Source organism: Pseudomonas sp. 22490 (genome assembly GCF_052044465.1).
Lineage (GTDB): Bacteria > Pseudomonadota > Gammaproteobacteria > Pseudomonadales > Pseudomonadaceae > Pseudomonas > Pseudomonas aeruginosa.
On the sequence record NZ_JBQENS010000009.1, the window covers coordinates 177,505 to 202,156 of the forward strand.

Annotated in this window: 18 protein-coding genes and 1 tRNA gene; 13 read left to right on the forward strand and 6 right to left on the reverse strand. The window is 61.3% G+C overall.

Annotation, left to right across the window (positions count from 1 at the left end; translation table 11 throughout):
- Window positions 1–238 precede the first annotated feature (238 nt).
- The 7 genes from ACTJJX_RS12810 (at window position 239) to ACTJJX_RS12840 (ending at window position 12,151) form a co-directional block, all read left to right on the forward strand.
- Window positions 239–1,057, forward strand: coding sequence for a vWA domain-containing protein (locus ACTJJX_RS12810; RefSeq protein WP_260565443.1), 819 nt, complete (start codon window positions 239–241; stop codon window positions 1,055–1,057).
- Entirely contained in the window at window positions 1,054–1,758 is a 705-nt protein-coding gene (locus tag ACTJJX_RS12815) for a PP2C family serine/threonine-protein phosphatase (protein WP_146537857.1), read from the forward strand. The genes ACTJJX_RS12810 and ACTJJX_RS12815 overlap by 4 nt, the downstream gene beginning before the upstream one ends.
- Window positions 1,755–3,182: a protein kinase domain-containing protein gene (locus ACTJJX_RS12820; protein ID WP_146537856.1), complete on the forward strand. Its 1,428-nt coding sequence runs from the start codon at window positions 1,755–1,757 to the stop codon at window positions 3,180–3,182. Before ACTJJX_RS12815 ends, ACTJJX_RS12820 begins: the two co-directional genes overlap by 4 nt.
- Window positions 3,183–3,189: 7 nt before the next feature.
- Complete coding sequence (locus tag ACTJJX_RS12825) at window positions 3,190–6,504, forward strand: DEAD/DEAH box helicase (protein ID WP_146537855.1); 3,315 nt, start codon at window positions 3,190–3,192, stop codon at window positions 6,502–6,504.
- A 166-nt stretch (window positions 6,505–6,670) separates the two neighbouring features.
- A complete protein-coding gene (locus ACTJJX_RS12830) occupies window positions 6,671–7,957 on the forward strand; it encodes a hypothetical protein (protein WP_146537854.1) in 1,287 nt (428 codons plus the stop codon).
- Between the two features lies 1 nt (window position 7,958).
- Window positions 7,959–10,331 (forward strand): AAA family ATPase, encoded by a 2,373-nt coding sequence (locus ACTJJX_RS12835; protein ID WP_146537853.1) that lies wholly within the window; start codon window positions 7,959–7,961, stop codon window positions 10,329–10,331.
- Entirely contained in the window at window positions 10,328–12,151 is a 1,824-nt protein-coding gene (locus ACTJJX_RS12840) for a DUF2357 domain-containing protein (RefSeq protein WP_146537852.1), read from the forward strand. The genes ACTJJX_RS12835 and ACTJJX_RS12840 overlap by 4 nt, the downstream gene beginning before the upstream one ends.
- A 332-nt stretch (window positions 12,152–12,483) precedes the next feature.
- Here ACTJJX_RS12840 and ACTJJX_RS12845 read toward each other — a convergent pair.
- Window positions 12,484–12,560, reverse strand: a tRNA-Arg gene (locus ACTJJX_RS12845).
- A gap of 732 nt (window positions 12,561–13,292) precedes the next feature.
- Between ACTJJX_RS12845 and gabD the strand changes: the two genes are divergently transcribed.
- From gabD to ACTJJX_RS12860, 3 genes are all read left to right on the forward strand, one after another.
- Entirely contained in the window at window positions 13,293–14,744 is a 1,452-nt protein-coding gene (gabD, locus tag ACTJJX_RS12850) for an NADP-dependent succinate-semialdehyde dehydrogenase (RefSeq protein ID WP_003106269.1), read from the forward strand.
- A 244-nt stretch (window positions 14,745–14,988) separates the two neighbouring features.
- Window positions 14,989–16,269 carry a 4-aminobutyrate--2-oxoglutarate transaminase gene (gene gabT, locus ACTJJX_RS12855; protein WP_003106268.1) on the forward strand — a complete coding sequence of 427 codons (1,281 nt, stop codon included), beginning with the start codon at window positions 14,989–14,991 and terminating at the stop codon, window positions 16,267–16,269.
- Between the two features lie 325 nt (window positions 16,270–16,594).
- Entirely contained in the window at window positions 16,595–17,794 is a 1,200-nt protein-coding gene (locus ACTJJX_RS12860) for an HDOD domain-containing protein (RefSeq protein WP_003084206.1), read from the forward strand.
- A gap of 167 nt (window positions 17,795–17,961) precedes the next feature.
- Here the strand turns inward: ACTJJX_RS12860 and pdxR are convergent, their stop codons facing one another.
- The gene (gene pdxR, locus ACTJJX_RS12865) at window positions 17,962–19,383 is read right to left on the reverse strand and encodes a MocR-like pyridoxine biosynthesis transcription factor PdxR (RefSeq protein ID WP_003106262.1); all 1,422 of its coding nucleotides are present in this window, start codon (window positions 19,381–19,383) and stop codon (window positions 17,962–17,964) included.
- A gap of 126 nt (window positions 19,384–19,509) precedes the next feature.
- Here pdxR and ACTJJX_RS12870 point away from each other — a divergent pair, with 126 nt between their 5' ends.
- From ACTJJX_RS12870 to ACTJJX_RS12880, 3 genes are read left to right on the forward strand one after another with little or no spacing between them, the layout of a single operon-like run.
- Window positions 19,510–19,947 carry a carboxymuconolactone decarboxylase family protein gene (locus ACTJJX_RS12870; protein WP_016852346.1) on the forward strand — a complete coding sequence of 146 codons (438 nt, stop codon included), beginning with the start codon at window positions 19,510–19,512 and terminating at the stop codon, window positions 19,945–19,947.
- Window positions 19,948–19,958: 11 nt separating this feature from the next.
- The gene (locus ACTJJX_RS12875) at window positions 19,959–20,366 is read left to right on the forward strand and encodes a cupin domain-containing protein (protein ID WP_016852347.1); all 408 of its coding nucleotides are present in this window, start codon (window positions 19,959–19,961) and stop codon (window positions 20,364–20,366) included.
- A gap of 33 nt (window positions 20,367–20,399) precedes the next feature.
- Window positions 20,400–20,684 (forward strand): antibiotic biosynthesis monooxygenase family protein, encoded by a 285-nt coding sequence (locus ACTJJX_RS12880; RefSeq protein ID WP_003106257.1) that lies wholly within the window; start codon window positions 20,400–20,402, stop codon window positions 20,682–20,684.
- Here ACTJJX_RS12880 and ACTJJX_RS12885 read toward each other — a convergent pair.
- The 4 genes from ACTJJX_RS12885 to ACTJJX_RS12900 form a co-directional block, all read right to left on the reverse strand.
- The gene (locus ACTJJX_RS12885) at window positions 20,681–21,613 is read right to left on the reverse strand and encodes a LysR family transcriptional regulator (RefSeq protein WP_003106255.1); all 933 of its coding nucleotides are present in this window, start codon (window positions 21,611–21,613) and stop codon (window positions 20,681–20,683) included. The two genes, ACTJJX_RS12880 and ACTJJX_RS12885, sit on opposite strands and share 4 nt — an antisense overlap.
- A 49-nt stretch (window positions 21,614–21,662) precedes the next feature.
- Entirely contained in the window at window positions 21,663–22,877 is a 1,215-nt protein-coding gene (locus ACTJJX_RS12890; protein ID WP_016252871.1) for a CynX/NimT family MFS transporter, read from the reverse strand.
- A gap of 162 nt (window positions 22,878–23,039) precedes the next feature.
- Window positions 23,040–23,810 carry a hypothetical protein gene (locus ACTJJX_RS12895; protein ID WP_003107718.1) on the reverse strand — a complete coding sequence of 257 codons (771 nt, stop codon included), beginning with the start codon at window positions 23,808–23,810 and terminating at the stop codon, window positions 23,040–23,042.
- Between the two features lie 108 nt (window positions 23,811–23,918).
- A complete protein-coding gene (locus ACTJJX_RS12900) occupies window positions 23,919–24,605 on the reverse strand; it encodes a Crp/Fnr family transcriptional regulator (protein WP_003107720.1) in 687 nt (228 codons plus the stop codon).
- Between the last annotated feature and the right edge of the window lie 47 nt (window positions 24,606–24,652).

Sequence of the window (24,652 nt, forward strand, 5' to 3'; positions counted from 1 at the left end):
GGGTGTAGTAGTCAGGTGCAACCAAAAAAGTAAGAAAATTTTCATATTGGTAAATAAGTTTATTGGTTTTCGGGTGGCGATCAAGTTATCTCAAACTTAACTTATTGATTAATATGAATTTATGCAGTTGGCATGCGTTTCGCTAGTTCCTAATCGTACTGAATTATCACCAAGGGTGAAGATGGCCTTCCGTCGTGCCCACTTATGACAAGAACTTTTATGAATAGGAGGCTAGGTCATGGGTTTTGCCAAATACCAGGAAGACATCGTGAGTCGATATGTCGGTGATCTCGCGATGCGCTCCACCAAGGCGCCGGCTTCACCACCCAAGAAACCAAGCCTGAGTAAGAATAATCAGCCTGATCAAAGGACAAACAAGATGAGTAGTCTCAAAAAATTCGCTGCCGCGACGCCCCGTCCTCTCCCTGTGATTGTTCTGGCTGATACAAGCGGAAGCATGGGGGAGAACAGCAAAATCGAGGCGCTAAATGCGGCCATGAAGGAGATGGTCTCAACTTTCGCTCAGGAGAGTCGTCTGCGCGCCGAAATCCAAGTGGGCTTGATCACCTTCGGTGGAAAGGCGCAGATGCATCTACCGTTGGTTGCAGCGCATGGCGTAACTGGAGTCTCGGAATTTCAGGCTGCCGGTGCTACGCCGATGGGTGCGGCATTTGATCTCGCTCGTCAGTTGCTGGAGGACAAGGATCGCATCCCCTCCCGAGCCTATCGCCCCGTTTTGATTTTGTTGTCTGATGGACAACCGACCGACGACTGGGAGGGTCCTTTCAAGGCTCTTCGCGACTCCGAACGGGCACAAAAAGCGACCCGTCTTGCAATGGCGATTGGGCCGGATGCCGATGAAGCAATGCTGAAGGATTTTGCGAACGACGCAGAGGCTCCTATTTTCAAGGCCCACAACGCCCGGGACATCCACCGTTTCTTCCGTGCAGTGACCATGAGTGTGACCACTCGCACGGCAAGCCAAAATCCAGACGTCTCAACCGCATTCGTTGTCCCGCCCCCGGATGATGACGCGCTGGACCTCGACTTCCAATGAGGTTTATTGCCTGCGGCGCGAGCGTCATCGGCCCCCGACACCTGGATCTGGGCGAGCCAAATCAGGACGCGATGGTTCTGGCGGGTTGCCGTGGTGGCTGGATTGCGGCTGCAGCAGACGGTTTGGGATCGCGAGCACGTAGTGATTTGGGGGCACGTAGTGCCTGCCAAGTTACCCGGCGGATCTTGCGCGCCACATCGAGCAGTTTCGATCTGCCGACAACGCTGCCCTTGATTCATCAGCAATGGCTTAAAGGGATTGGTCCGACAACTCCTCGGGACGCCGCGACCACGTTGCTGTTCGGCCGCGTGACAGATCAAGGCGAGGTCCATGCAGCCCAATTGGGTGATGGTCTTCTGTTGGTGAAATGCGCGGGCGAGTTCCGTCGCGTCACGCCAGAGCGCACAGCCTATGGCAATCAGACTTGGGCACTTGAGTCCACACACCTGCAGGACAAATGGAGCTATACGAAAGGCCGATTCACCGAGCCGGGTGATGGCGTTGTCCTGATGACAGATGGCGTGGCCGATGACCTCGAACCTGCCCATCTTGCCGACTTCTTTGATGCGCTTTATCAAGACGTGAGCACTCGGAATCGGCGCAGAGGCAGGCGCTGGTTGCAGTCTGAACTGAATGACTGGGCCACACCCTTACACAGCGACGACAAAACACTCGTGGCCATTTTTAGGACGTCTGAATGAGCACAGCAACACCAGAAACGCCAAAGAAAAACAGGACCGTGCTGGACCAACATGGTCAGTCCTATGAGCTGACGGGGCGTATCGGGGAAGGCGGTCAAGGGATCGTTTGCACGACCAACTACCCCAACGTTCTCGTAAAAGTCGCGCGTGCAACCACAGAAGAAAAGCGAGTCAGTTGGACGAGCAAGATTCGCGCACTTATGCGTCAGCCACTTGAGGGCCTTCCAATCGCTCATCCACAAGCTCTCATTACGCAGCCGCAGCCCGGTTACGTCATGGAACTGATGGATGGACTGGCCCCAATGACTGAACTGATGCAGGTGGCGACGGACGCCTTGATGTCAGATGAAGGCCTATCCGGTTATGTGAAGACAGGCGGTCTGTTGCGCCGGTTGAAGATGCTCGCGCGACTGGCTCGGGTGCTGGCAGATCTGCATGGTCGAGGACTCGCCTATGGCGATCTTTCTCCTGCAAATGTCTTCGTATCGCAGTCACTAGAGTACGCCGAAGTCTGGTTAATCGACGCCGACAACGTTGCGAGTCAGTCGCGTGACGGTCAGCAAGGTGTATTCACCCCTGATTACGGGGCTCCAGAGATTCTGAGGGGAGAGTCCGGCATCAATACACTGACCGACAGCTGGAGTTTTGCGGTCATGGCGTATCGCATCCTCACGCTGGTTCACCCCCTCAAGGGGGACGTTGTGCTTGAAGGTGAGCCCGAGCGTGAAGAGGCGGCCCTCCGAGGCGAACTCCCTTGGGTAGATCACCCAGTTGATCGCAGCAACGCCTTGTCGATAGGTCTTCCCCGCGAAATCACGCTCAATGCGCCACTGCGTGCGCTGTTTGAACGATGCTTAAATGCCGGGCTGAACAATCCGGGTGAGCGGCCAAGTCTGAATGAGTGGGCAGATGCCTTCGAGGCTGCCACAGGCCATTGCGATCAATGCGAGTCTTGCGGCAGCACGTTTTTCTACACCTCGAAGCACATCTGTCCATTTTGCGATCACGCCCAGGACACGAATCGCACGATCCTCTTGCAGGAATATCGCTATATGCCTCCGGATCTGCTCCGGGAGGGCTTGCCGGAAGATGTTCCAGAGTCGTTGATTCGAAAAGAGTGCTGGACTCGCACAGGCAAGGCGATGGTTTTGAGTATGAGCCCTACCGAGTTAAAGACTTTGCCTTTGGGGACGTCCCTGTACGCGGATGCCCGTCCGCTATGCACTGTCGAACTTGCTAAGGATGGGTTGTGGATAGAGCCATCAACCGGTACGCAAGTTTCCTTGCAGAGAGCATCTGATGACAAAGTCGTCCCGGTTGTACGTCGGCAGCGGCTCAAGTCAGACAGTCGTTCAGGAGTGTCTTTTTGGCTCCACCTAGGCGCAGTAGAAGAAGAGCACGTCGTTTGGCGTTTCAACTGGTGAGGCAACGATGAAACTCTGCGACTTTCCTCTTCTGTCGGGAGAACTTGCCCAGTTCACATGTGACGACCTGGGAGCCGATTGGCAAATCGGTGAGGCCGTGTCAGTACAGGCACACGGTAATGACTATCTTCTCCGACAGGGCAACTCCGTTTGCGTCGGCAAAGCAGAAGGACGCCAAAATAGAACTGCGCTTCAGGTCCAACGAGGCCTGACGTTGTGGGTGTTAAGACATCGGCATGGCGAGGTCCTCCACCTTCAATCGTTGGATTTGGTTGAGCATATCCAGCTGGATATGGCGATTTCTGTTGATGAGGCCATTGCGGAGCAATTGGCCAGCAGGGGTGAGATTTCTGCTCCAGACGTACCCACTGCAGTTGGTTGGTTGAATGAGCAATTCATCTCAGCTGAAAAAGCACCGACCGCAGAAATGGATCGTGTTTTTCTTGGCCGCTTCGACAACGCTTCCGATGAGAGTTTCGTTCTGTTTGGTGCAGGCTGGCGCGGCAACGTCAAACGAGATGCTGGCGTGCTGAAACTGATGAGCGTCACTCGTCTCAAGGGGGCTACAGCACGTGTAGCGATGGCCGTTGGCAAGATCTCTTTCCAAGATGCCAGTGTCGCCGTGCGTCTCCAGAGTACAGAGCAACGCGCACTTTTGGATGCTGCGCTGCGCGACAACGGCAGCTACCTACGTTTATGGCAAGAGTATGGTGCGCTCGAATGGGAGCAGGCTCGAGATTGTGCGAGGGAACTGGGTTCTCTTCGCTTCAAGAGTGCGGAGCTGGTCGAAGGTGAACTGTGGGCCTGGTTTCTAAAAGTTGATGCGGATCACCTAAGGGATTTCCGGAAACGATGGAAAGCTTTGGGGCTGGCGAACACGACGCAAGTGGAGCTTGGGGATCGGGAGCTTGATCTTGATTCCGAGGTTGATGACGTGCCGGGCAGAGCTGACCGAGCACGCCGTCGCCCGGTTCGTGGTGTATTGCGGTTCGAGCGGGATGGCGTGGTCTTGGTTCCGAGCCAGGACCGACGCTCAGAACGCCCCCCAACCAAGGGGTTCATCTACTACTCACTATCGGGTGATGAAGCCGTACAGACCCGTCGTGCACGCGCAAGGCAATCTATCAATGAAGGACGGCGACTGCCGCAACTGAGCTACTTGCTGGAAGGGGTGGCTCCGCCAAGCGCCCGGCGACGTCAGCTCGACGGCTTATCCAGCTACGCCAAATCTTGCTTCAAGGGTGTTCCGACCAAGCGGCAGATTGAGGCGCTGGAGAAGGCGATCAATACACCTGATATCGCACTTATCGTTGGCCCACCAGGAACAGGTAAGACTCAGGTCATTGCAGCTTTGCAGCGGCGCCTTGCCGAAACACTCGGGGAAAACTCGCTGCAGCACCAAGTGCTGATTAGCAGTTACCAGCACGATGCGGTCGATAACGCCCTGAATCGTGCAGAAGTCTTTGGCTTGCCTGCCGTTCGAATTGGCGGTCGAGGGCGCCGTGACGAAGGCGGTGTCGACCCCATTGGTGTTTGGTGTGAACGCAAACGGAAAGAAATCTCTGTGCGACTCGACGCGATTCGGCTGAATGAACCGCTGACTCAACCATTGGAAGAGCTAGATCGACGTATCACAGCATTGAGACTCGCCAGCATGTCGGCACAGGAACGCCAAACACAGTTCGAGCAAATTGATGTCCTTTTGCGTCAGCTGTTCGATCTAGACGTTCGTCTCCCGGCCCAAATTAAGGACCGATGGGATGAGTTTCTTGCCCAGCAGAAGAGAGTCGAAACCCAGCGTCAGGCCAATGAGCCTGCTGGGCTTGTGCGCTTGCTGAGGGCTCTGCGCACCAGTTCTATCGGGTTCGCCGACGACGGGCCGGACAGAGCTCACCAGCTTGAGCGCACGCTGCGGCGCAGCAACGTCAAACTTCAAGATTCGGAATGGGGCTTGCTCCAGCGACTTTCAACGGTTGCCGATGCCACTGAAGCAGATCTTGCTGAATTGGCTGCGTTTAGGCGGTCCATGCTGGATCGGTTGAGCCCCGATTACAGGCCCCCACAGCTAAAGCAAGCGTTGAGCGGCGAAGCACTTGGTCTCTTGGCCGACATCGAGCACGCAATCGACGCGCCTTTGCGTCAATCTCGCCGTGGCATCTCTGCGGTAGTGGCCTCGTACCACGCGGCACTTTCCCAAGCCCCCAATGAGGCAGCGAGAGCGGTCCGCGAGTACGCCAGCATTGTCGGTGCGACCTGCCAGCAGTCAGCTGGTAAGGCGATGAGTAGTTTGAAAGAGTTGAGCGACCTAGATGCATCAGAAGGAATTGAGTTCGACACGGTTGTCATCGACGAAGCCGCCAGGGCAAACCCTCTAGACCTTTTCGTTCCTATGGCGATGGCGCGGCGTCGCATCATCCTGGTCGGCGACCATCGACAACTACCTCACCTTGTTCAACGAGAGTTGGAAGACGAACTCATTTCGAGACAAAGCCTGACTGAGGCTCAAGCGAAGGCGTATGAGCAGAGTCTTTTTGAGCGGCTGGTGAAGCAGCTTAGGGAGCAAGAGAAAGTCGACAACATCAAGCGCGTCGTGATGCTCGATACGCAGTACAGAATGCATCCGACACTGGGTGACTTCATCAGCAAACAGTTCTATGAATCTGAGGGATTGGACGTCTTGCACTCGGGGCGACCTGCGGAGGATTTCGCTCACACGATTCCTGGCTACCAAGGCAAATGTGCGGCTTGGTTGGATGTGCCTCTGCAGGACGGGAAAGAAAGATTCCTAAAACCCGGTTATGAAAGACGGGCGGAGGCAATTTCTATTGCAAAAGAGGTTAAGCGGATTGCAGATTCTTGTGGGCCGTCGCTGAGCATTGGGGTCATCAGTTTCTACCGCGCCCAGTGCGACCTGATACTTGATGCACTGGCTGACGAGGGCTTGGCAGAGGAAGAGGATGGGGAACTCCGAATCGCACGCTCCTATCGGCAGACTGAATCAGGTGATGAGCGACTGCGCGTCGGCACGGTTGACGCGTTTCAAGGCAAAGAGTTTGACGTCGTCTTCCTGTCCGTAGTGCGAGCTAACGACGTGGTGATTCCGGATCAGAAGGAAGGGGAAGAGCGCGAACGATTGCTAAACAGCAAGTATGGCCACCTGCGGTTGGCAAATCGCATGAACGTGGCGATGAGTCGCCAGAGGAAGCTCCTCGTCGCCGTCGGTGCCAAACACATGGCCGAAGGTCCCGAGTCCGAGGAAGGGGTCCCGGCTCTGGCTGCATTCCTCAAGCTTTGCAGAGAGGAGATGGCGCATGGCCGCTAACCGCTATCTTCGCTTCGATGTCCGTCGCCCCCCGGGTGGGCGGCCGCTTCTGTGGCCTGTCCGCGTTTGGAAGGTCCTTTATCCAACAAATCGTGTCCTCAAGTTGAACCTGTTCCAGCAGGCGGTCCTTGGACTGGCAAGGGCCAGATGCCAGGAAAGTTCGGAAATGGCTGAGTTGCTGGGGCTGGACCGAGAGCTGGTGGCATTCATCATTGCAACCCAGCTAATCCCGAACGGCTGGATGAACACCTCGGGATCAGTCACCTCTCAAGGTGAACGTGTCCTCGAAGAGGCTCAGGATGCCAGCGAGGAAGTCCGCATGGGGTACGCATATCAGGACGCGATTTCGGGGAACTGGCTGCCGCGATTCACTGAAGAACTTCCAGAGATCGAAGCGAAGCGAGTCGATGAACGTGGTTACCCAGTGTTCCTGCGAGACCTCGATTCCGGAAAGGAGGATCGCCCCTTCCGCCTCAATCACTTCCGAGAGGGCGTACTGGATACAGCGGCCCTCTTTGATGCGTTTCAGCGCTATCGGACGGATCACGACCACGCCAAACAGCGTGATGACGAGCTTTCGGCACGTGTCCGCATTGACAGCCTGAGCTTCGTCGAAGATTCGGCGCAGCCGATGTGGTTATGGACATGGATTTTTCCCGACGAGGCTGGGCCACAACCCTGGTTGGTTGCAGATCCATTCGGGTTGCAGCAGGCTGCGTCGTGGTTGCGCAAACCCCTGCAGGAAGTCTTGCCGCGAAACGATGGACTTGCAAGATACATCGCTGACGCGGTAGGCGAGACGAGATCGAACGATTTGTCGGCAGAGGAGTGGCTCCGATCCCTGGAGAATCAGATCGACTTGACACTGCTTGCTGACTACAACTGGTCGCGGAAGGTGCCGATTGTTGAGGGATACCTCGCCAGCGTTCTGAGACGACGAGCCGTACTTGCCAGTCAGGAGAGATCTTGGCAGGAAGATGTGACGAGCCTTCTCATTGAGACTCACAACCTGGCAGAAAGCGTGCTGCAGTGGCTGTTGAAAGCATATCCAACTGAAATTTCTCGATTGCCACACTGGAAAGTCCAGCGGGACTGGAAAGATGGTGAGGCAAGCTCTTACCTAAAATATCTTAAGCTTCCTTGTCTTACCGATGAAGTCATTAACGAGCTTTCGAATCAAAAATTGGATCAAGTGCGCACAGCTATAAAGCGCGGTAACTCTTCACTGAAGGCGTTGTTGTTTGCGGGGCTTCTAGGGACAGTAGATCAATCATCACACCCCTTCCTCAGGTTGTCCGCCGATGAACTTCAACTAACTCGCCTGCTTGATATGACCCGTGACCGAAACAAAAGAGCCGGGCATTCAGGTAGCGAGAGAATCGATAGAGAGGAAGCTATGAAGCACGCTGACTTTGTCATCGAATGGATTCAAATTTTTAAGGGCTGGTATTGAAATGGCAAAACGCAATAAGGGAAACAAAGCCCCAGTCGTGCAAAACGCAAATACTGCACAAAGTTCGGTCGAGTTGGAATGGCAGAAAGCAACTACTGGAATTGACTACCTTTCATCGTCAATGCAAGGCGATACTTCCATTATATCACTCCCTGAAGTGGAGAAAGATCAGATTAGAGAGTTGAATAAGGTCGAGTCCGAGAAAAGAATCGAGTTCGAGGGGTTGCTTGCGGATATCTCTGATGTCGCAAAGAGAGTTCGTGATCTACATGAAGGCGCGCAGAAGCGCACAGAGGATCTGGTTCGCAAGGAGGAGGCATTCTCTCGCCGAAGTGATGAGAACAAGAAGCGAACCGAAGAGATCCACAAACTCGACGAAGAGTTGAAGCAAAGGCAAGTTGAAATCAAAAAGTCCGAATCAAGTTTGGCCGACAAGGAGCGCGAACTTGAAAGGCGAGAACTGGATGCGCGTTCCGGTTTTGCCGCCCAAAACGTGGCCTCACTCAGTGATCTCAAGAAAGAAATCGTGGAGCTCGAGTCTAGGAAGACAGAGATTCAACTCGGCATCCTGCAAGCCGAGCAGAAAGCACGTGACGATGAGTTCGCGCGCGCATCTGAATTGATGGCGCGTGAAGCGGAGACTGCAAACAAGGAGAGAGGTCTACAGCAAAAACAGCGGCAACTGGATGCTGAGTGGAAAGAGCTAGAGCGTGAGCGGGCACAGATCCGCGAAGATGCACTTCGCGAGGCCAGTCAGGAAATTGCCAGATTGACCGATGCCCGACTACGCGCAGAGGTACGCCTTGAAAAGGTCTACCGCGATTGGACATCGACTGAACAGAAACTAGAGCAATACCGGGAGTTCTCAGAAGCTTTGGCGGGGAGGTCTGCCCGCGAGATACTCGACGAGTTGGCTGCCCAAAAACGTCGTGTCACTCAATTGGAAAATCAAATTGCAAACAGCCAGGATGATCAGTTGCAATTTGAGAACCAGGCGCTGCGAAAGCTCCGTGATGAGCAAAAGGCTCAACTCGACGAGGTTCATTTAGATTTGGCTGATGCAAAAGCTCAGCTTCATCGCCTCCGCCTCGGCGTGAGTGACAAAGAGAATCTGGAAAAAGAAAAGCGCGCTCTGGAAAAGAACAATCAGATCTTGAGTGCAAGACTCAATGACTTGGGCAAAACGGTAGATGACCTAACCCAGTCACAGCAATCTGAGAAGCCGTTCCCTCAAATGGCATGGATGGATTCCGCATCCACTGCCGATTGGATCAAGGATCGCAAGGCCAAGGAGTTGAGCCTGCCGGAGCAAGACGTTCCTGATCTGAAAAAATTCTCGGTTGAATTGCGGCACCGGATCGCTCAAGCGGAGGAAGGTACAGAACTTCATTTTGATCTCGAAGTTATTCAGTTACTGATTGCCGGATTGGCCATGAGCCCGCTTCACATCTTTCAGGGAATTAGCGGTACGGGCAAAACGAGCCTGGCAAAGGCGTTCGCCAAGGCCGTGGGAGGGCATTGCACTGACATTGCTGTCCAAGCTGGCTGGCGAGATCGTGACGATCTACTGGGGCACTACAACGCTTTCGAAAAGCGCTTCTATGAGCGCGACTGCCTGCAAGGCCTCTACCGTGCGCAAACCGCAGCTTACAAGAACCGGTGCAACATTATCTTGCTGGACGAGATGAACCTGTCGCGCCCGGAGCAGTATTTTGCTGAATTCCTCTCAGCGCTCGAAAAGAATGACCCAAATGATCGATTGATCAGTTTGTCGGAGAGCCAGTTGCCGAACGCGCCAGCGATGTTGGTCGAGGGGCGAAAGATTCGGATTCCTCACAACGTCTGGTTTGTAGGCACTGCTAACCACGATGAAACCACGAACGAGTTCGCTGATAAAACCTACGACCGTGCTCATGTCATGACGCTTCCCCGCCACGAAGCGAAGTTCAAGTCGGAGACAAAGCCGAAGGCCAGCTTTAGCTATGAATCATTGATGGAGCGTTTCGGTGCTGCTGTGGAACAAAACGCTGATGAGGTTTCAGAGTTGTTGGAGGAGTTGACCACGGGTCCACTCACGAGCATCTTGCAGGATCGCTTTGACCAGAGTTGGGGCAATCGACTCGAACGTCAGGCCATGCGATTTGTCCCTGTTTACATGGCTGCCGGCGGTCGCAAAGAAGATGCTCTGGACCATTTGCTTGCCAGCAGAATACTCAGGCGCGGTAAGGTCACAGAAAGATTCGATAAGACCATCGATGATTTGACCGCCGTCGAACATGCGCTTACGACTGTTTGGAAAGGATGGCAATCTGAGCCTCGCCGTTCTATGGACTTGCTGGCTCAAGACCGTCGCCGTAAGGAACGTGTGGCATGATATTTCTGGATCGCCTTACGGGTAACAAATTCAGCCGCCTACCCGAAGCGCTTCTACCGGGGCGGTACTGCTTGCTTGAGCCACTCGTGGTCAATGGACACAGCTGCTTGCAGCCCGGTGATCTGCTCGTGGATGATGGCTCGGGCATCCTCCGGGTCCAAGACACTGAATCCCGGATGCTCGCTATCGATCAGTCTGACGACGATCAGGCGGTCTCCGATCTGTCTGCAGAGGCGATTATTTCCATCGCCGGCAAAATCGCTCACGCACATGGTGCAAATGTCTCGCCCTTGCTGCCCTCTGAGATGGCCGACCAATGCGCGCTCGAAGAACTCGAGCGCGACTTGGCGGTGGTACTCAAAAATGGTCATCTGCATTCAATATCTGACCGCCCCCGCAGAGACCTTCGATATGACGATTTGGTTGCGCCAGTGGCGCGAGCTCGACGGCTCGCGACTTCAGCATTAAGTCACCTCGCATCACACTCGGATTGCTGGCAGCAGCGAACGCTCAGCGGTGTGCAACCGCGCAAGGTTCTTGCACGTTTCAGCGAGGACGACTATGCCATCTATGAGAACAGGCTCTACAAGCGGTTATTGGATCGCCTAGATCGACACCTTGCCAGGAGATTGGCTCGCATCCGCGGAGTCAATTCACGACTGGAGCGAGCTTTGGAGTTCCAAGACTCTGAGCAGACGCATTTTCGACTTCGCCAGGATATTTGTCGCCTTTGGGGCGAGTCATATCTTGATGACAGGACTGGGATGCAGTTGGAGGCAGGAAAGCGTGCCCTCAGCGATTTGGAGTCCCATTTGCGCGCAATCAGAGGTTTGAAGCAAAGGGGGCTTTATTCGCTCGTGCCTCCTGCATCTGTGGTTCCTGCCCAAGTTCACCGGACAAACATTCTCAACCACGATCCGCACTATCGCCATCTGCCCCCGCTTTGGGAGAAGTTGAAAGATGATCGAGAAGGCCGGCTCTTACCCCCGGAAGAACGCTTGGCGCGGCAAATGCAATTTCAACTGGCGTATGTCAGTTACGTTGGTCTTGTGATCAGGCGTGCGCTTGAACGGTATGGCCTGCGAAGGATTGATGGAAATTACGTCTTCAGTTGGGCAGGGCGGAGTTTCGTACTCCGGCATGATGTACATGATTGGGTCGTAACTCAGTCAGAGGGATCTGCCTTGAGGATCGTACCGATTGCCTGGTTCGGCGCGTCAATAAAAATCAGTGAGAGTCTGGAGCCTGATCGCATCGTGTGTTGGCCAGGCGTGTCAACCAGTGTCGCATCGCCGCAGAGTCTTCCTGTCTCACCGCTGGACCTTTATGTCGTGGAGAAGATGGGGAAGTTGTTCGATGAGTGGATGTTGCGGCAGTTGCTCCAAGGTCATGGCCGAAAGCTGGGGGCGTTGCCCACTCCGGCCAAAAAGCTAACCCAGGCTTGGCCGGAACAGTTTGAATCTATTTCGTCTACTCACGTCAGGCTCCTCGCGCCAGTCGATGCTCAGAAAGCAGCCGAACTGAAGGCTTCACTCAAAGGTTCAGCTAACTCGCAAGTAGTTGATGCCGTCGGGGATGCCATTGAACAGATCTCAGCATTCGCCCAACTTTGTGGGCATCCGGCTCGATTCGAGCGCGGGCAGCAGCAGGACTTCTACTGTAAATGCGAAACATGTCAGGCAACTTGGTCGCTCAAGACCACAGGGAAACGGCGACACTTCGCTATGCGACCGAAGGGAGCATCCGCTATTCCAGAAGAGGACGGGTTTCTTTGGTCTGGGAGGGATTGGATTGGATTCGATTTGAGTTCAGAAAAGTGACAGTAGCCAAGTCGCCGAATCCGCACAGGCTGGTAGTACTGCTCCAGACTCGGCTACCCAGCGTGAGCATCTTCAGCGCTTTAGGCAGCGCTGCAACTTTGACCGCCATCAGCTAGTACTCAAAACCCTCGCTCGCAAAATAGGGGGGCCAGACTTTGAGGCACGGTTTAGGCACAGAATTGGCACAGCCCGAAAATGAGTCGGAGAGGCGCGCTGCGGGCAGTGCTCACCACTGGCTGGGTATCAGCACGGAGATTAATTTTAAGAAATTAGCCAATTCAGGCTTTGGATCGGCAGAGCCTTAGAGAAAAGGCTTTTAAATCATCCAGATATGGCGCACCAGGCGGGATTCGAACCCACGACCCCCGCCTTCGGAGGGCGGTACTCTATCCAGCTGAGCTACTGGTGCGTATGTGTTGCAGCGGTCTATTTGACCATTAGCTGACACCCGTCTCAAGTCGACGAGTATTGCCTTCGGAGGGCAGTACTCTATCCAGCTGAGCTACGGATGCAGCGCCGCGGCTCGCGCGGCAGGCCGCAATCATACGCATCTCGTCGGCGGGAGTCCATTCCATGTGCGTACGTTCGTGATTTCGAACGAAAATGACCGTCCGTCGAGGATGTGCTCAGAAAAGCAGCAGAATTTTCCGACTTTCGTTGATTTTATCGAACGGGGTATTGCCCTTTGTCAGTGGTGGCCCTAGGATTCGTTTGAGATTTCAAACGCCCCCAAAGCCACAACAACAGGAGACCGGGGAATTGGCATCAGTTCAGCCGGCCGCGTGCCCCTGGAATGACCTCTTTCTGACCTGCCCGTCGCTCGTCCGGCCTTTCGCGCTGCCGGGCCGCCGTGGTGCCGGCGTGGCGTTTCGTCCGCAATCCCTTTCCCGCACGAGTCTTTCGTATCCTCCCCGACGCCTGTCGGCGGTCGCGTTCGTCCGCGTCCGCCCGTTGCGCACGGTGGCCGGCCGGTAACGGCGACGCCGCTGGCACAGGGCGCAGGAAATGGAACACCGGGGCGCTGGCCCTTTCGAATAACCAGCAGGCAACACTTTCCGGTTACAACCGAACCAGACAACCAGGCACGCGGGGTAGTCGAGGTAGACCCGCTGCTCACGGCATTCCTCGAAGGAGACAGGTCATGCAACTCAAAGATGCCAAGCTGTTCCGTCAACAAGCCTACGTCGATGGCGCCTGGGTGGATGCCGACAACGGCCAGACCATCAAGGTGAACAACCCGGCCACCGGCGAGATCATCGGCAGCGTGCCGAAGATGGGCGCCGCCGAGACCCGCCGCGCCATCGAGGCTGCCGACAAGGCCCTGCCGGCCTGGCGCGCGCTGACCGCCAAGGAGCGCGCCAACAAGCTGCGCCGCTGGTTCGACCTGATGATCGAGAACCAGGACGACCTGGCCCGCCTGATGACCATCGAGCAGGGCAAGCCGCTGGCCGAGGCCAAGGGCGAGATCGCCTACGCCGCCTCCTTCCTCGAATGGTTCGGCGAAGAAGCCAAGCGCATCTACGGCGACACCATTCCCGGCCACCAGCCGGACAAGCGCATCATCGTGATCAAGCAGCCGATCGGTGTGACCGCGGCCATCACGCCGTGGAACTTCCCCTCGGCGATGATCACCCGCAAGGCCGGCCCGGCCCTGGCCGCCGGCTGCACCATGGTGCTCAAGCCTGCTTCGCAGACCCCGTATTCCGCCCTGGCCCTGGCCGAACTGGCAGAGCGCGCCGGCATTCCGAAGGGCGTGTTCAGCGTGGTCACCGGTAGCGCCGGCGAAGTCGGCGGCGAGCTGACCAGCAACCCGATCGTGCGCAAGCTGACCTTCACCGGTTCCACCGAAATCGGCCGCCAACTGATGGCCGAGTGCGCCCAGGACATCAAGAAGGTGTCCCTGGAGCTGGGCGGCAACGCGCCGTTCATCGTGTTCGACGACGCCGACCTGGACGCCGCCGTCGAGGGCGCGCTGATTTCCAAGTACCGCAACAACGGCCAGACCTGCGTCTGCGCCAACCGCCTGTACGTGCAGGACGGCGTGTACGACGCCTTCGTCGACAAGCTGAAGGCCGCCGTGGCCAAGCTGAACATCGGCAACGGCCTGGAAGCCGGCGTGACCACCGGTCCGCTGATCGACGCCAAGGCCGTGGCCAAGGTCGAGGAACACATCGCCGACGCGGTCTCCAAGGGCGCCAAGGTGGTTTCCGGCGGCAAGCCGCACGCCCTCGGCGGCACCTTCTTCGAGCCGACCATCCTGGTCGACGTGCCGAAGAACGCCCTGGTGTCCAAGGACGAGACCTTCGGCCCGCTGGCGCCGGTGTTCCGCTTCAAGGACGAGGCCGAGGTCATCGCCATGTCCAACGACACCGAGTTCGGCCTGGCGTCCTACTTCTACGCCCGCGACCTGGCCCGCGTGTTCCGCGTCGCCGAGCAACTGGAGTACGGCATGGTCGGCATCAACACCGGCCTGATCTCCAACGAAGTGGCGCCGTTCGGCGGCATCAAGGCCTCGGGCCTGGGCCGCGAAGGTTCCAAGTACGGGATCGAGGACTACCTCGAGATCAAGTACCTCTGCCTGGGCGGTATCTGAGCCCGGCGAGGAACGCATCCGGAGGGGCCGGACGGCAGGCAAGAGCTGCGCCGTCCGGTGTCGACGTTGCCGGTGGTGGCACCGGACGAACCGGGAGACGCGGTCGCCGATCGCGAAGCGGCTCCGAGCCCTGGCGGGCCTGCAAGTCCCGAGGCAGTCGATCATCGCATGCTGCCTTGGGGAGCTTCCTTCCCGCCTTCATCCTTTGACCCGGCCGACCCGATGAGCGGCCACTGAGGAAGCCATGAGCAAGACCAACGAATCCCTGCTGAAGCGTCGCCAGGCCGCGGTACCCCGCGGCGTGGGCCAGATCCACCCGGTCGTCGCCGAGCGCGCCGAGAACTCCACCGTCTGGGACGTGGAAGGCCGCGAGTACATCGACTTCGCCGGCGGCATCGCCGTGCTGAACACCGGCCACCTGCATCCGAAGGTGATCGCCGCGGTCCAGGAGCAACTGGGCAAGCTGTCCCACACCTGCTTCCAGGTGCTGGCCTACGAACCCTACATCGAGCTGGCCGAGGAAATCGCCAAGCGCGTGCCGGGCGACTTCCCGAAGAAGACCCTGCTGGTCACCTCCGGCTCCGAAGCCGTGGAGAACGCCGTCAAGATCGCCCGCGCCGCCACCGGCCGCGCTGGCGTGATCGCCTTCACCGGCGCGTACCACGGCCGCACCATGATGACCCTGGGCCTGACCGGCAAGGTGGTCCCGTACTCCGCCGGCATGGGCCTGATGCCGGGCGGCATCTTCCGCGCCCTGGCGCCCTGCGAGCTGCACGGCGTGAGCGAGGACGACTCCATCGCCAGCATCGAGCGCATCTTCAAGAACGATGCCCAGCCCCAGGACATCGCCGCGATCATCATCGAGCCGGTGCAGGGCGAGGGTGGCTTCTACGTCAACTCCAAGTCCTTCATGCAGCGCCTGCGCGCCCTGTGCGACCAGCACGGCATCCTGCTGATCGCCGACGAAGTGCAGACCGGCGCCGGCCGTACCGGCACCTTCTTCGCTACCGAGCAACTGGGCATCGTTCCTGACCTGACCACCTTCGCCAAGTCGGTCGGCGGCGGCTTCCCGATCTCCGGCGTGGCCGGCAAGGCCGAGATCATGGACGCCATCGCGCCCGGCGGCCTGGGCGGCACCTATGCCGGCAGCCCGATCGCCTGCGCCGCGGCACTGGCCGTGCTGAAGGTGTTCGAGGAAGAGAAGCTGCTGGAACGTTCGCAAGCCGTCGGCGAGCGCCTCAAGGCCGGCCTGCGCGAGATCCAGGCCAAGCACAAGGTGATCGGCGACGTTCGTGGCCTGGGTTCGATGGTGGCCATCGAGCTGTTCGAGGGCGGCGATACCCACAAGCCGGCCGCCGAGCTGGTCAGCAAGATCGTCGTCCGTGCGCGCGAGAAGGGCCTGATCCTGCTCTCCTGCGGCACCTACTACAACGTCATCCGCTTCCTCATGCCCGTCACCATCCCCGACGCGCAACTGGAGAAGGGCCTGGCCATCCTGGCCGAGTGCTTCGACGAACTCGCTTAAGCTTCACCGGCAAAGCGATACCCCCGAGGCCCGCGCGTCCGCGCGGGTCTTTCTTTCAGAGGCTTCACGGAAACGGAAGCCTCTTTTTTCTGCCAGGGTTTTCCGCGAAACGCCCGACGAACGGTTTTCGCCTGTTACCCTTGGGCGCCTGGCGCATACGAATCCTCCCGCATTCCTCCGGTCGTTCCGTTCGTGGCGATTAGGACAGGTCCTAGAGGCGCACCGTGTTCGTCCGTCATACCCTTGTGTGCCCGCGGGCCGTGTCGTGCCCGCCTGTCATGCCTGGTGCGTCCCGCTCGGTTCGCCAGGTTCGAAGAGGAACGCCATGAGTGCCGCGAAAAAGGCCCCCGTCATCCTGATTGCCGACCCGGACCCCTGGAGTCGCGACTTGCTTGGCCAACTGGTCCTCGGCGTGCGTTGCGATGCCCGGCTGGTCCTCTGCGGCGATGGCGGAGAAGCGCTGGCGCATTGCCGGCGCCGGCGCTTCGCGTTGATCCTGGCCGAGCTGAACCTGCCGCAGGTGGATGGCTTCGAGCTGCTGCGCGAAGCGCGCCTGCGCCGCTCGGTCGCCGAGCAGCCGTTCATCCTGATCAGCGACCGCGCCGACCAGGCCAGCGTGCGCGCCGCCGTGGCACTGGCGCCGACCGCCTACCTGGTGAAGCCGTTCCAGGCCGAGAACCTGATGCAACGCCTGCGAGGGTTGTTGCTGAAGGGCGACGAAGTGGTCGCCTGTCCGCTGCCGGAGCGGGACGCGGGCGAGAACCTGGAGGCTTTCCTCGAACGTGCGCGCGACTCCGCGGAGGGGGCGCCGTTGCTGGCCGACGTGCGTGCCGCCAGCGATCGTTGCCTGAGCGCCGAGGAGCATCCGCTGCGCGTGCTGGAGGATGAGTTCGGTCGCGACCCGCAGATCACCGCTGGCCTGATCGCCGCCGCCAACAGCGCCGCCCGGCACGTCGGTCCGGCCTGCCAGACCCTGGGCCAGGCCCTGCGGCGGCTGGGACTCGGGCACAGCCTGAACCTGGTACTCGGTTTCAGCCTGCAGCGGGCCATCCAGCTCGGCGAGCCGCTACTGGCCGAGCGCGCCATGCACTTCTGGGATCTTTCGCAACGTTGCGCGGACATCGCCTGGGAACTGGCCGACGCCCTCGGCGCGGACGTCGAGCGCTGCTATACCGCAGGGCTGCTGCATCGCCTGGGCGACCTGGCGCTGCTGCGGACATTGCAGGATTGGTGCGATGGCGGCGGCGCGCTGGACGAGGCGCGCCTCGACGAGCTGCTGGGGCGTTTCGGCGCCAGCTTCGGCTCGGCCCTGCGGGCGCGTTGGCGGCTGCCGCTGGAGCTGCGCCGGCTGATCGCTGCGGCGTACCAGTTCGGTGGCGTGCTTTCCCGCGAAGAGCTGATCCTCAGCCTGGCGACCCAGGCCGCCAGCCTGCCCGAGGACGACGCGGAGCAACTGGCCGAGAGCAAGGCTGCCCGCATGCTCGGCCTGGACGGCGAACGACTGGCGAAACTGCTGCAGCCCTGAGCCGTCCTCGCTGGGCTTTTGCAAGGGGCGGCGCCTCCCGTAGGGCGGATAACGCGGCGCGTCATGCGCCGCTGGGCATGGGCGCGGTTGCAATCGAGCCTCTTGCCGGGGAGATCGGCTCCTACGCACGCCGCCGAGTTGCCGGCCGTGGATGGGCGGGAGCGAGCCTAGCGCCGCAGCTCGGCGCGCAACAGGTCCAACGCCGGGTCGATGTCGTCCCGTTCGATGCAGCCGAAGCCGAAGAGGAAGCCGGCCTGTGCCGGGGTTTCCGCGTAGAAGGGCGGCAGGGTGCCGACCTCCAGGCCTTGCTGGCGCAAATGACGGGCGATGCGCAGCACATCCAGCGGTTCGCGACAGCGCGCCGCGAGGTGGATCCCGGCCACCGCCGGCAGCGCTTCGAGCCAGGGGCTCAGGTCGCCGTGCAGGCGTTCCAGCAGGCGCCCGCGACGCTGGGCGTATTCGCGTTGCAAGCGGCGCGTATGGCGGGCGAAGTCGCCGCGCTGGATGAACAGCGCGAGGGCGCGTTGCTGCAAGGTCTCGCTGTGCCGGTCGACCAGCTTGCGCGCCGCCAGCACCGCTTCGCGCAGGCTTGCCGGCGGCAGCAGGTAGCCGAGGCGCAGCTCGGGGAAGAGGGTCTTGGAAAAGGTCCCGAGGTAGGCCACCTGGCCGTTCCGGTCGAGGCTGCGCAGCGACTCCAGCGAACGCCCGTCGAAGCGGTACTCGCTGTCGTAGTCGTCCTCGATGATCAGCGCCCGGTGGCGCTGCGCCCAGTCCAGCAACTGCAGGCGCCGCTCCAGGCTCATCGGCATGCCCAGCGGGAACTGGTGCGACGGGGTGACGTAGACCAGCTTGGCGTTGTCCGGCAGCAGGTCGACGCGCAGCCCCTCGGCGTCCACCGGCACTCCGCGCACCTCGGCGCCGGTGGCCAGCAGGCTGGCGCGGGCCGGCGGATAACCGGGTTCCTCGACCACCGCCAGGTCGCCGGGGTCGAGCATTACCCGGGCCAGCAGGTCGAGTCCCTGTTGGGCGCCCTGGGTGACCATCAGGGCGTTCCAGTCGCACTGCACGGCGCGGTTGATCGCCAGGTAGCGGGAGATCGCCAGGCGCAGCTCGGGGTCGCCTTCGGTTTCCTTGTAGAACGCCGGCGAGCGCTGTTGCAGGCGTAGCGCCTGGAGCACGCAGGTACGCCAGGTATCGAAGGGAAAGCGGCGCTTGTCGGTCGTGCCGCCGGCGAAGCTGTAGCGGAGCGGTGCTCGCTGGTCCATCAGACCGGACTGCGGTTCGATGCGTGCCCAGCGCGCGGCCGGCCGCAACGGACCGTCGGCGCGCTGCGGCGGCGCTTCCCCGGCGGGCCCGCGGGCGACGAAGGTGCCGCTGCCGACCCGGCCTTCGAGGAAGCCCTCGCTGGCGAGGCGCTCGTAGGCTTCGCTGACGGTCTTGCGCGACACTTCCAGGCGTTCGGCGAGGTAGCGCGTGGCTGGCAGGCGATCGCCGGTGGCCAGGCGACCATGGAGGATCGCGTCGCGCAGCTGGCGATAGAGCTGGCCGACCAGGTCGTGGCGGCCGTCGAGGATCAGTTGCAGTTCCATGGCGAAATTGGCTACCTGGTATTTCTGGTAATTGGCTCTTCGTGGAAGCCAAAGGCAGGCTTAGTGTTACCCCATGCCGCGCCGCTTTCCACTCTCGCGGCTGCCAATCAGCCAAGGAGATTCGCCATGACCACCCGCCTCGAATGGGCCAAAGCCTCCCCCGACGCCTATGCCGCCATGCTCGGCCTGGAAAAGGCCCTGGCCAAGGCCGGCCTGGAGCGCCCGTTGATCGAACTGGTCTACCTGCGCACTTCGCAGATCAACGGTTGCGCCTACTGCGTGAACATGCATGCCAACGACGCGCGCAAGGCCGGCGAGACCGAGCAGCGTCTGCAAGCGCTCTGCTTCTGGCAGGAAACCCCCTACTTCACCCCGCGCGAGCGCGCTGCCCTGGCCTGGACCGAGCAACTCGCCCGCCTCAGCCAGGGGGCGTTGCCGCACGGCCTGCTCGACGAACTGCGCGAGCACTTCGACGACAAGGAGATCGCCGAACTGACCCTGGCGGTCTCGGCCATCAACGCCTGGAACCGCTTCGGCGTCGGCATGGGCATGCAACCGGAATGAGGTGGACGGCGATGAAGGCCAATCGATCGATCGCCTGCCTGCTGCTCGCCGCGCTGCCGACGCTGGCCAGCGCCCATGTTGCGGAGAAGGTGGAAACCCTGCGCGACCAGGCCCTGGCCGAGTTTCCCGGCCATCGTGGGTTGATGCTGACGGTGTCGTTCAAGCCCGGCCAGGTCTCCGCGCCCCATGTGCATCCCGGCTCGGTGTTCGTCTACGTGCTCGAAGGCACCGTGCAGACGCAACTGGAAGGCGGCCCGGTGGAGACCTACACGGTGGGCCAGAGCTGGTACGAGCCGGCGAACGTGCCGCACCTGCTGGCACGCAATCCCGATCCGATGAAGCCGGCCAAGTTGCTGGTCTGGGAGTTGCTCAAGGAGGGCGACCCGATCCTCAAGCCACTGGAGCGCGGCGCCCACTGAGGCGTCGCTCGTTCGCCCGGAGGAGCGTCCGTCATGAGCGCCAGCCAGGTCATCCGTATTCGCGCGCGCAACGGTCAGTCGGAACGGCTTGGCCTGCGCCTGCAACAACTGGTCGAACCGGGGCTGGAGGCGCCGGGTTGCTTGGAGTACCAGGTGCGCAGGGACGCCCTCGAGCCGGATCTCTGGCTGGTGTGCAGCCAGTGGCGGGAAGCGCAGCAGATGTTCGACTACCTGGCCGGCGGCATCCAGCAGGTATTCGCCGAAGTGCTCTGGCGCTCCCTGGCGGCGAGCCTCGAAGTGCAGGATGACGCAGGCTAGAGCAAACCCAGCTCGGCGCAGACGATCAGCACCTGCTCGCGCAGCCAGAGGTTCGCCGGGTCCTGGTCGGCGGCGCGGCTCCATGACAGGTGCAGGGCGAACGGCGGCAGCCCGGGCGGTGCGAGGCAGGCGTGATGGCGGCCATCGTCGAGCAGTGCATGGATACGCCGTGGCAGCATCAGCACGAAGTCGCTGCCCGACAGCAGTTGCAGGGCGGCGACGTAGCTGTTGGCGCGCGCGGCGACCTCGCGGCTGCGGCCCTGGCGTCGCAGCCACGTGTCCACCAGGTTGGCGTTGCTGGCGTCGAGCGGGGTCGGGAAGACGAAGCGGCGCCTGCAGAACTCGTCCAGTTCCAGGCGCTCGTGGCGCGGCTGGGCACGATCCTGTACGCAGAGCAGCTCGTCGCTGAACAGGGCGAGCGCCTGTAGCTCCGGTGCCGGTCGGTGGTACTCGGGACCGAAGTCGAAGACCAGGTCGACCTGGCCGTCGAGCAATGCTTCGGTGGGCAGTTCGGGACCCAGGCGGCGGATGTCCAGGCCGATCCTCGGGCCGTTGGCGGCGAGCCGTCGCAGGAGTGCCGGAAGGATCAGCAGCTCGACGTATTCCGGCGCGCAGAGGGTAAAGGTCCGCGGCTCGCCACGCGGGTCGAAGCTGCCCTGGGCGGCGTGACAGGCGTTGATGCGGGCGAGCATTTCCTCCACGTGGGGCAGCATGGCGCGACTCTTATGGGTCGGCTGCATGCCGCCGCGGGTGGCGATGAACAGCTCGTCGTCGAAGGCCTGGCGCAGCTTCTTCAGGCAGTAGCTGACCGTCGACGGACTGAGGTTCAGGTGTTCGGCGACCTCGACGAGGTTCTGTCGTTGGTGGACCTGGAGGAAGACCAGCAGGTCCTGCATGTCGACCTTGCGCAGGCCGTTGGCGATCAGCATCGGGGCGTCCTGACGGCGTCGGGAGCGCCATCAGAACCCGTCCCTTTCCTCAGCGCAAGCTTTCGGCGCCGACACCTCGCGCCTGCCGCTCGGCGAACAGTGCCGCATAGCGCCGCGGGTCGAAGCGCAGGCCCAGTCCCAGCAGCAGCGCCGCCACCGTGGCCAGCCCGAGCCAGGCGCCGGTGAAGCTGCCGAGGCTGTCGCGCAGCAGCCCGGCGATCCATGGCGAGACCCCGGCGATCAGGTAGCCGGCGCCTTGTACCAGGGCAGCCAGTTGACCGGCGCGTTGCGGCGCGTCGAAGTGGTCGAGGCAGACGATCAAGCCCATGGGGAACAGCCCGCCGATGCCCAGTCCCAGACACAGCGCCCAGAGCAGCGGCAGGCTGGCCGGCGCCCAGGCGAGGCCGAGGAAGCCGGCCAGCATCAGCGCCGTTAGCCCGACCAGCACCGGGCGGCGATCCCGCGAGCGGCTGGCCAGGGCCGGCGCGAGCAACCCGGAGAGCACCTCCATGGCCGTCAGGAAACCGAGCAGCAGCCCGGATTCCTGGGCGCTCCAGCCCTGCTCCAGGTAATAGGGCGCGAGCCAGGCCAGCACGCAGGTGTAGCAGGCCGTGCCGAGGCCGAAGAACAGGACCAGCAGCCAGGTCCGCGGATAGCGCAGGAGGCTCCTGCCCGGCTGCGCGTCGGGCAGGCGCAGGCGGGTGCCGGGTTGCAGCCACCAGGCCAGCAGCGCGAGCGCGGCGAGCGCCGCCCAGGCACCGAGGCCGAGCCGCCAGCCGGCGTGCTCCGCCAGGGTCGGCGCGGCGCTGGCGGACAGCGCCGCGCCAGCCATGATGGCGGTGACGTAGAGCCCCATGCAGAGCGGCGTGCGCGCGCCGAAACGGGCCTTGATCAGGGCCGGCATCAGCGCCTGGATCAGGGCGATGCCGAGACCGGCGAGCATGGCGCTGCCGAGCAGGTCGGGCAGGCCTCGGCTGCCCAGGCGCAGGGCGCTGGCGGCGCCGATCAGCAGCAGGGCGAGGGCCACCGAACGCCACTCGCCGACGCGGCGGGCGATGCCCAGGCCGAAGAACATGCCGAGGCCGAGGGTCAGCACCGGCAGGGCGGTCAGCAGCGAGACGTCGCCGAAGCTGAGCGCGATCTCGCCGCGCATGGCGTTCAGCAGTGGGCCGACGGCGGCCATGGAGGGCCGCAGGTTGAGGCCGACCAGGACGATGGCGGCCATCAGCCAGAGGGTGCGGCCGGGTGGGTTGGCAGTGGGCATGGCGATCTCCTTTCGGGAGCACCATTGCGCCTGCGCCAGGGCGTGGCGGCAAATCAAAATCCGCAGGGCGGATTCGAAAAAATGCGCTGGCCAGGGAGTCGGGGCGGACGCTGGCGCAACGTTGCGAGTCGCGAGGTTATCCGCCCCGTGCGGCGCGTGGCCTCACTCCGCACTCAAGCGCATCAGGCTTTCGCTCAGGGCCCGCGCGTGGCGGTCGACGATGATCGGCGCCCAGGGCCTGCCGGAAGCGCTGACCAGCGCGCTGCTCTTGCTGTTCAGGTCGCGCAGGGCCTGGCTCAGGTACTCCCAGCGGTTTTCCAGTTTCTTCAGTCCCGCCGGGTTGGCGCTTTGCGCCACCAGCAGGGCGATGCGCCGGTCGATCAGCGGGACCAGCACGCTCTCGTCCTGGCCGAGATAGTCCCGGGGCTGCTCGCGGGCAGTCTCCAGCCCGCCCAGGTAGGCGCGCGCCAGGTATTGCAGGGACAGGTACTCGACCCGCACCGGCAACTGCCAGAGCGGCAGGGGCTGGCCTGGCGGGGGCGGTGGCACCTGGCGTTCCACCAGGTTGAGGAAGTCACGCAGGGCGCGGCTCAGTTGCTGCGGGTAGCGCCAGGGCAGGTCCTCTTCGCGGGGGCCGTAGGCCGCGCCTTCACGGATGCGCGCCACCAGCGTCTTTTCGTCTTGCCGCAGGAGCACCCCCTCGGGGGCGGCGGCGAGCGCGCGGTCGAGGCTGGCGAGGTCCTTCTCCAGTTGCGCCGCGTGCTGTTCCTGGAAACCCTCGCCGCGCAGCAACAACAGGCTGCCCACCGCGCGACAGGCCTGGACCTGCAGTTGTTGCAGGGCGCGTTGCTGGTCGTCGAGGGCGGCGCGCGCCGGCAGCACCAGCAGCAGGCAGTAAAGACAGAGGACAGCGGGAAGCGCGGGACGGAGCATGGGGAGATCCTGTTGTTGTCGTTATGGATATCCGCACCGAGGGCAGGTGCCCTGCACACGGTAGCCGGCCATGGCGCGCCTGCAAGCGTTCGAAAGTGTGATTCGCGCTCAGCCGTGGGTGGCCGCGCGCAGGCCGGCGAGGTCGAGAATCTCGATGCCGCCGTAGCTGAGCTGGAGGATGCCCTGGGCTTCGAGGTCCTTGAGGATCTGGTTGGTGGTCTGCCGCGACAGCGACAGCATCAATGCCAACTGCTCCTGCGGCAGGTGCAGGACCTGCCGGCTGCGGCTGTTGTCGTAGCCCTCGGCGAGCATCAGCAGGCGCCGCGCCAGGCGTTGTGCGGCCGGCAGCAGGGCCATCTCTTCCAGGGCGATGAATGCCAGGCGCAGCTTGTGGCTCATCAGCAGGGCCACGTCGCGCCAGTAGTGCGGCTCGCGGCGAAGCAGTTCGAGCAGCGCCGCCTGCGGCACCTGGAGTAGCTGGGTGTGGCCTTCGGCGTAGGCGTCGTGGGTGCGCGCCTGGCCGTCGAACAGGGCGATCTCGCCGAACCAGTGCGGCGCTTCCACCAGGATCAGCAGCGCCTCCTTGCCGTTCTCGCTGACCGCGCTGATACGGATCGCGCCCTCGACCACGCAGTACAGTCCGCAGGGCGCGTCGCCGCGGGCGAACAGGCGCTGGCCCGGCGGCAACTGGCGCGGTTGGGCGAGTGCCAGCAGGTGCGTCTGCAAGGCCTCCGGCAAACCCTGGAACCAGCGGCCGGCCTGGAGTTGCGAACGGTAGTCGGTACGCTCGTTCATGTTTGTCGTCTAGCTGACAGAGTGGAAAACCGGGGCGGCGCGATGAT

Coding starts and splice junctions, on each gene's coding strand:
- ACTJJX_RS12835 (WP_146537853.1), top strand. CDS start 7,959: ATGGCAAAACGCAATAAGGGAAACAAAGCCCCAGTCGTGCAAAACGCA.
- gabT (WP_003106268.1), top strand. CDS start 14,989: ATGAGCAAGACCAACGAATCCCTGCTGAAGCGTCGCCAGGCCGCGGTA.
- ACTJJX_RS12825 (WP_146537855.1), top strand. CDS start 3,190: ATGAAACTCTGCGACTTTCCTCTTCTGTCGGGAGAACTTGCCCAGTTC.
- ACTJJX_RS12830 (WP_146537854.1), top strand. CDS start 6,671: ATGGCTGAGTTGCTGGGGCTGGACCGAGAGCTGGTGGCATTCATCATT.
- ACTJJX_RS12810 (WP_260565443.1), top strand. CDS start 239: ATGGGTTTTGCCAAATACCAGGAAGACATCGTGAGTCGATATGTCGGT.
- pdxR (WP_003106262.1), bottom strand. CDS start 19,383: ATGGAACTGCAACTGATCCTCGACGGCCGCCACGACCTGGTCGGCCAG.
- ACTJJX_RS12840 (WP_146537852.1), top strand. CDS start 10,328: ATGATATTTCTGGATCGCCTTACGGGTAACAAATTCAGCCGCCTACCC.
- ACTJJX_RS12895 (WP_003107718.1), bottom strand. CDS start 23,810: ATGCTCCGTCCCGCGCTTCCCGCTGTCCTCTGTCTTTACTGCCTGCTG.
- ACTJJX_RS12820 (WP_146537856.1), top strand. CDS start 1,755: ATGAGCACAGCAACACCAGAAACGCCAAAGAAAAACAGGACCGTGCTG.
- ACTJJX_RS12900 (WP_003107720.1), bottom strand. CDS start 24,605: ATGAACGAGCGTACCGACTACCGTTCGCAACTCCAGGCCGGCCGCTGG.
- ACTJJX_RS12860 (WP_003084206.1), top strand. CDS start 16,595: ATGAGTGCCGCGAAAAAGGCCCCCGTCATCCTGATTGCCGACCCGGAC.
- ACTJJX_RS12870 (WP_016852346.1), top strand. CDS start 19,510: ATGACCACCCGCCTCGAATGGGCCAAAGCCTCCCCCGACGCCTATGCC.
- ACTJJX_RS12890 (WP_016252871.1), bottom strand. CDS start 22,877: ATGCCCACTGCCAACCCACCCGGCCGCACCCTCTGGCTGATGGCCGCC.
- ACTJJX_RS12815 (WP_146537857.1), top strand. CDS start 1,054: ATGAGGTTTATTGCCTGCGGCGCGAGCGTCATCGGCCCCCGACACCTG.
- ACTJJX_RS12880 (WP_003106257.1), top strand. CDS start 20,400: ATGAGCGCCAGCCAGGTCATCCGTATTCGCGCGCGCAACGGTCAGTCG.
- ACTJJX_RS12875 (WP_016852347.1), top strand. CDS start 19,959: ATGAAGGCCAATCGATCGATCGCCTGCCTGCTGCTCGCCGCGCTGCCG.
- gabD (WP_003106269.1), top strand. CDS start 13,293: ATGCAACTCAAAGATGCCAAGCTGTTCCGTCAACAAGCCTACGTCGAT.
- ACTJJX_RS12885 (WP_003106255.1), bottom strand. CDS start 21,613: ATGCTGATCGCCAACGGCCTGCGCAAGGTCGACATGCAGGACCTGCTG.